Genomic DNA, 5,880 nt, shown 5'->3' with positions numbered 1-5,880 from the left:
GCGCCGTCCCGGTCCGGGAACGGCGCCCTGCGTGGCGTCCTGGCTGGTGGCCGGGGGCCGGCTCAGCCCTTGCGGCGGCGGCCCTTGGCCGACTTGGCGGCCTTGCGGCGCTCGGCGCGGGTCATCCCGTCGCCCTCGTCCTCCGGCGCGAGGTCCTCGAAGTCGCCCTCGATGACACCGCCGCCGACCTCGTCCGAGGGGGCCGTGTAGTGCAGCCGCTGCGGCTTCGGGGCCTCCAGGCCCTTGGCCTTGATCTCCGGGCGGGCGGCGTCCTTCTCCAGCTTGTCGAGCACCACCTGGGCGTCCTCGACCGGGACCTCCTCGACCTGCTGCTCGACCTGGACCTCCAGGTTGAACAGGTAGCCGACGGACTCCTCCTTGATGCCCTCCATCATCGCGGTGAACATGTCGAAGCCCTCGCGCTGGTACTCGACCAGCGGGTCGCGCTGCGCCATGGCCCGCAGGCCGATGCCCTCCTGGAGGTAGTCCATCTCGTAGAGGTGCTCGCGCCAGCGGCGGTCCAGCACCGACAGCACGACCCGGCGCTCCAGCTCGCGCATGATCTCCGCGCCCAGCTGGTCCTCGCGGGCGCCGTACTGGCCCTGGATGTCCTCCTGGATGGACTTGATCAGGAACTCGGGGGTCAGCCCGGCCTGGCCGCCGGCCTCCTCCTCCAGCTCCTCCAGGTCCAGGGTGACCGGGTAGAGCTGCTTGAGCGCGGTCCAGAGCTTGTCCAGGTCCCAGTCGTCCTCGAAGCCCTCGCCGGTGGCCGCGCGGACGTACGCCTCGACGGTGTCGTCCATGAAGTGGCCGACCTGCTCCTGGAGGTCCTCGCCCTCCAGCACCCGGCGGCGCTCGCCGTAGATGACCTCGCGCTGGCGGTTGAGCACCTCGTCGTACTTGAGGACGTTCTTGCGGATCTCGAAGTTCTGCTGCTCGACCTGGGTCTGCGCGGAGGCGATGGCGCGGGTGACCATCTTGGACTCGATCGGCACGTCCTCGGGGACGTTGGCCATCGAGAGCACGCGCTCGACCATGCCGGCCTTGAACAGGCGCATCAGGTCGTCGCCCAGCGACAGGTAGAAGCGGGACTCGCCCGGGTCGCCCTGACGGCCGGAGCGGCCGCGCAGCTGGTTGTCGATCCGGCGGGACTCGTGCCGCTCGGTGCCGAGGACGTAGAGGCCGCCGGCCTCCTTGACCTCGTCCTGCTCGGCCTTCACCGAGGCCTTGGCCTTCTCCAGCGCGGCCGGGAAGGCGGCCTCGTACTCCTCCGGGGTCTCCGTCGGGGTGAGTCCGCGCTGCGCCAGCTCGGCCGCCGCGAGGTGGTCGGAGTTGCCGCCCAGCATGATGTCGGTGCCGCGGCCGGCCATGTTGGTGGCGACGGTGACGGCGCCCTTGCGGCCGGCCTGCGCGACGATCTGCGCCTCGCGCTCGTGGTGCTTGGCGTTCAGCACCTCGTGCGGGATGCCGCGCTTGCGCAGCTCCTGCGACAGGTACTCGGACTTCTCGACCGACACGGTGCCGACCAGCACCGGCTGGCCCTTCTCGTGCTTCTCGGCGATGTCCTCGACCACGGCGGCGAACTTGGCCGGCTCCGACTTGTAGATCAGGTCGGGCTGGTCGATGCGCAGCGGCGTCTTGTTGGTCGGGATCGGCACCACGCCGAGCTTGTAGATCTGGTGGAACTCGGCGGCCTCGGTGGTGCCGGTACCGGTCATGCCCGCGAGCTTGTCGTACAGGCGGAAGAAGTTCTGCAGGGTGATGGTGGCCAGGGTCTGGTTCTCGTTCTGGACCTCCACCCCCTCCTTGGCCTCGATCGCCTGGTGCATGCCCTCGTTGTAGCGGCGGCCGGCCAGGATGCGGCCGGTGTGCTCGTCGACGATCATGACCTCGCCGTTCATCACGACGTAGTCCTTGTCCCGCTTGTACAGCTCCTTCGCCTTGATGGCGTTGTTCAGGAAGCCGACCAGCGGGGTGTTCACCGACTCGTAGAGGTTGTCGATGCCCAGGTAGTCCTCGACCCGGCTGACGCCCTCCTCCAGGATGCCGACGGTGCGCTTCTTCTCGTCGACCTCGTAGTCCCGGTCGATCTTCAGGCGCAGGACCAGCTTGGAGAAGTCGGCGTACCACTTGGTCGCCTGGTCGGCCGGGCCGGAGATGATCAGCGGGGTGCGGGCCTCGTCGATCAGGATCGAGTCGACCTCGTCGACGACCGCGAAGTAGTGGCCGCGCTGGACGAGTTCGTCCTGCGACCAGGCCATGTTGTCGCGCAGGTAGTCGAAGCCGAACTCGTTGTTCGTGCCGTACGTGATGTCCATCCCGTACTGGCGCTTGCGCTCGGCGGGCGTCATGTTGGCCAGGATCACGCCGACTTCGAGGCCGAGGAAGCGGTGCACCCGGCCCATCCACTCCGAGTCGCGCTCGGCGAGGTAGTCGTTGACCGTGATCAGGTGGACGCCCTTGCCGGTCAGCGCGTTCAGGTACGCGGGCAGCGTGCCGACGAGGGTCTTGCCCTCACCGGTGCGCATCTCGGCGACGTACCCGTGGTGCAGGGCGGCGCCGCCCATGAGCTGGACGTCGTAGTGCCGCTGGCCGAGCACGCGCTTGGCGGCCTCGCGGACGGTGGCGAACGCCTCGGGGAGGATGTCGTCCAGGGTCTCGCCGTCCGCGAGCCGCTGCTTGTACTCGTCGGTCAGTGCGCGCAGCTCGGCGTCGGTGAGGTTGACGAAGTCCTCTTCGATGGAGTTGACCTGGGCGGCAATCCGCTGCAGCTTGCGAAGGATCTTGCCCTCGCCGGCGCGCAGGATCTTGTCGAAGACGGACACGATGAGCGGGCTCCTTGCCTGTATTGGCACTGGACGACTGCACGGCGGGTCCACCCCACCGCACGGGCCATCGTATGCGAGGAGTCCAACCCCCCGGGAGGTGCGTCAGCACGGTATTCCCGTGTCACCCTGGCGAGCACATGGCCCGATAGCACCGTCCACCGGGACAAAACGGTCGGCGGGTCGTGGAGTTGGGCGCGAAGGCGGGCGATTAATGGGATGGCCTCCTTCCTCCCCTGGCGGAATAATCCGTTCATGGACGAACTTCGCGCCGAACTTCCCGCCCTCACCACCGACCGACTGGTCCTGCGCCCCCCGCAGGAGTCGGACATCGACGCGGTCCACGCCGCGTGCCAGGACCCGGAGATCCAGCGCTGGACGGTCGTCCCGTCGCCCTACCGCCGCGAGGACGCGGAGTTCTTCGTACGCGATCTCGCCATCGAGGGCCGGCGCACCGGGGCGAACCTGATCTGGTGCGTGTTCGAGCGCGGCTCCGGCGCCCTGGTCGGCTCCCAGGGGCTCGTCCTGCGCCCCCAGGACCCGGGCTGCGCCGAGATCGGCTGGTGGGCCGTGAAGGAGTTCCGCGGCCGCGGCTACACCACCGAGGCCGCGCGCGCCGTCTCCCACTACGGCCTGCGCGAGCTGGGCCTGCGCCGCCTGGAGTGGCTGGCCTACGTCGGCAACGAGGGCTCCCGCGCGGTCGCCGAGAAGGTCGGCTACCGCTTCGAGGGCACCCTGCGCTCGTACGCCGAGCAGCGCGGCGCCTTCCACGACGCCTGGATCGCCTCCCTGCTGCCCTCCGACGTGGCCTGAGCCCGCTGCCCTCCGACGTGGCCCGAGCCCGCGGCCCGGGGCAGGTCCGCGGACCCGCGCTGTCAGTGCCCCGGACTACGCTCCCCGGCATGACCGCCGCTGCCGCCCGCCCCGCCCCCACCGCCGTCCTCAGCGCCGACGACGCCCGCCGGATCGCCCTGCGCGCCCAGGGCCTGCTGGGCGCGCCGGACCGCCGCGGCGGGGTGCGCGGGGTGCTGCGGCACCTGGGCGCCGTCCAGCTGGACACCATCTCGGTGCTCGCCCGCTCGCACGAGCTGGTGCCGTACGCCCGCCTCGGCGCGGTCGGCCGCCCAGCCGTCGAGGCGGCCTACTGGGGCGGCGGCACCAGCTTCGAGTACTGGTCGCACGCGGCCTGCGTCCTGCCGGTCGAGGAGTGGCCGCTGTTCGCCTTCCGGCGCCGCCGCTACCGCGACCGCGGCCACCTCTGGGGCCACCAGGTCCCGCCCGAGAACTACCGCGCCGTGCTGGACAAGCTGCGGGCCGAGGGGCCGTTGACCTCCACCGAGCTCGGCGGCGCCAAGAAGACCGCCGAGTGGTGGGACTGGTCCGACACCAAGATCGCGGTCGAGCGGGCGCTGGCCTTCGGCGACGTGGTCTGCACCGAGCGCCGGAGCTGGAAGCGGGTCTACGCACTGGCCGAACAGGCCATCCCCGACGCCCTGTTCGGGCAGGACCGGTCGGACGAGGAGTGCGTGCGCACCCTGGTCGCCCAAGCCGGCGCCGCGCTCGGCGTGGCCACCCGGGCCGATCTGCTGGACTACCACCGGCTGCGCGCCGAGCAGTTGGACCCGGTGCTCGCGGACTGCGGGCTCGTCCCGGTCGAGGTGGCCGGCTGGGGCCCGGACGGCGCCCCGGCCCCGGCCTGGGCCGACCCGGCCGCCCTCGCCACCGCCCCGCGCGGGCGCCACCGCACCACACTGCTCTCGCCGTTCGACTCGCTGGTCTGGGACCGCGCCCGCACCGAGCGGATCTTCGGCATGACGCACCGGCTGGAGGCCTACACGCCCAAGCACAAGCGGGTGCACGGCTACTTCGCGATGCCGCTGCTGACCGGCGGCCGGCTGGTCGGCCGGGTCGACCCGGCCCGCGAGGGGCGCACCCTGGTCGCCCGGCAGGTCTCCCTGGACGGTCCGGGGCGGGGCGCCCGGCACGTCGAGGCGCTGGCGACGGCGCTGCGCGAGGCGGCCGACTGGGTCGGCTGCGACGCGGTGCGGGTCGGGACGCTGCACGACGAGCGGCTGCGCCCGACCCTGGAGAAGCTGCTGGCGGGCCGTTAGGGCCTGTCCGGCTCAGCCTATTTCGAGGATCTTCTCCCGCATCGCGTACACCACCGCCTCCATCCGCGAGTGCAGCTGGAGCTTCTCCAGGATGTTGCGCACGTGGTTCTTCACGGTGTTCTCGCTGATGAACAGCTCCTTGGCGATCTCCCGGTTGTTCATCCCGGTCGCCACCAGCTTGAGCACCTCCAGCTCCCGGTCGGTGAGCCGGGGCGCGGGCACCAGGTCCCGGTCGTCGGAGCGGCGCTGGATCATCGACTTGAACTCGGTGAGCAGCTTGGACGCCATCGAGGGGCTGATCTGCGACTGCCCGTCGGCGACCGCGCGGATCGCGGTGGCGACCTCGTCGGTGGAGATCTCCTTGAGCAGGTAGCCGGTGGCCCCCGCCTTGATCGCCTCGTAGAGGTCGGCCTCCTCGTCGCTTATCGTCAGCATGATGATCTTGGTGCTGGGTGCCACGTCCTTGATCGCCGTGCAGGCCTCGATCCCGCTGCGGCGCGGCATCCGGACGTCCATGAGGATGATGTCGGGCAGCAGGTCGGCGGCCTTCAGCACGGCCTCGGCGCCGTCCCCCGCCTCGCCGACGACCTTGATGTCCGGCTCCTCCGCGAGGACGATCTCCAGCCCCCGACGGAACAGCGCGTGGTCGTCCACGACCAACACGCGGATCGGTTCACCCCGGTGCGGCTCGTACGCGGGCTCATCCTCCGCCCCCAACGGCAGCCCTGGCCCGACCCCGGGCCCCAGCCCGAAGTGATCCCCCATCCGCTCCTCCCCCTTCGCGGGTCGTCGTGCGCCAATCATTCCACGCCCCGGCGCCGCCCCGGTCACGCTCCGATGCCGATTCCCCCGCAACGGGTGACCCCTCCGTCCGGGACGCGGGACCGCCCTCGACGCACCGCCGTTCGAACCGCACAGCGCCCTCGACGCACCGCCGTTCGAAC

4 protein-coding genes are annotated in these 5,880 nt (G+C 70.9%); 2 read left to right on the top strand and 2 right to left on the bottom strand.

What is annotated here, in order from left to right; genetic code table 11:
* Positions 1–62 precede the first annotated feature (62 nt).
* Positions 63–2,825 (bottom strand): preprotein translocase subunit SecA, encoded by a 2,763-nt coding sequence (gene secA, locus ACFU6K_RS29125; protein WP_380667985.1) that lies wholly within the window; start codon positions 2,823–2,825, stop codon positions 63–65.
* A 255-nt stretch (positions 2,826–3,080) separates the two neighbouring features.
* On the opposite strand from secA, the gene ACFU6K_RS29120 reads away from it, so the two are divergent.
* Together ACFU6K_RS29120 and ACFU6K_RS29115 are read left to right on the top strand one after the other, a co-directional pair.
* Positions 3,081–3,638: a GNAT family N-acetyltransferase gene (locus ACFU6K_RS29120; RefSeq protein ID WP_380667983.1), complete on the top strand. Its 558-nt coding sequence runs from the start codon at positions 3,081–3,083 to the stop codon at positions 3,636–3,638.
* 89 nt (positions 3,639–3,727) lie between these two features.
* On the top strand, positions 3,728–4,936 hold the full coding sequence (locus tag ACFU6K_RS29115) for a winged helix-turn-helix domain-containing protein (RefSeq protein ID WP_380667980.1): 1,209 nt from the start codon (positions 3,728–3,730) through the stop codon (positions 4,934–4,936).
* Positions 4,937–4,948: 12 nt separating this feature from the next.
* Here the strand turns inward: ACFU6K_RS29115 and ACFU6K_RS29110 are convergent, their stop codons facing one another.
* Positions 4,949–5,701, bottom strand: a complete 753-nt coding sequence (locus ACFU6K_RS29110; RefSeq protein WP_082346073.1) for a response regulator transcription factor — start codon at positions 5,699–5,701, stop codon at positions 4,949–4,951.
* Between the last annotated feature and the right edge of the window lie 179 nt (positions 5,702–5,880).

This window comes from Kitasatospora sp. NPDC057512 (assembly GCF_042802135.1).
GTDB lineage: Bacteria > Actinomycetota > Actinomycetes > Streptomycetales > Streptomycetaceae > Kitasatospora.
This window is presented reverse-complemented; position numbering and strand designations above follow the sequence as displayed.

Bases quoted from the DNA above. Each gene is read 5' to 3' on its own strand.
- ACFU6K_RS29120 (WP_380667983.1), top strand. From the start codon at position 3,081: ATGGACGAACTTCGCGCCGAACTTCCCGCCCTCACCACCGACCGACTG.
- ACFU6K_RS29115 (WP_380667980.1), top strand. From the start codon at position 3,728: ATGACCGCCGCTGCCGCCCGCCCCGCCCCCACCGCCGTCCTCAGCGCC.
- ACFU6K_RS29110 (WP_082346073.1), bottom strand. From the start codon at position 5,701: ATGGGGGATCACTTCGGGCTGGGGCCCGGGGTCGGGCCAGGGCTGCCG.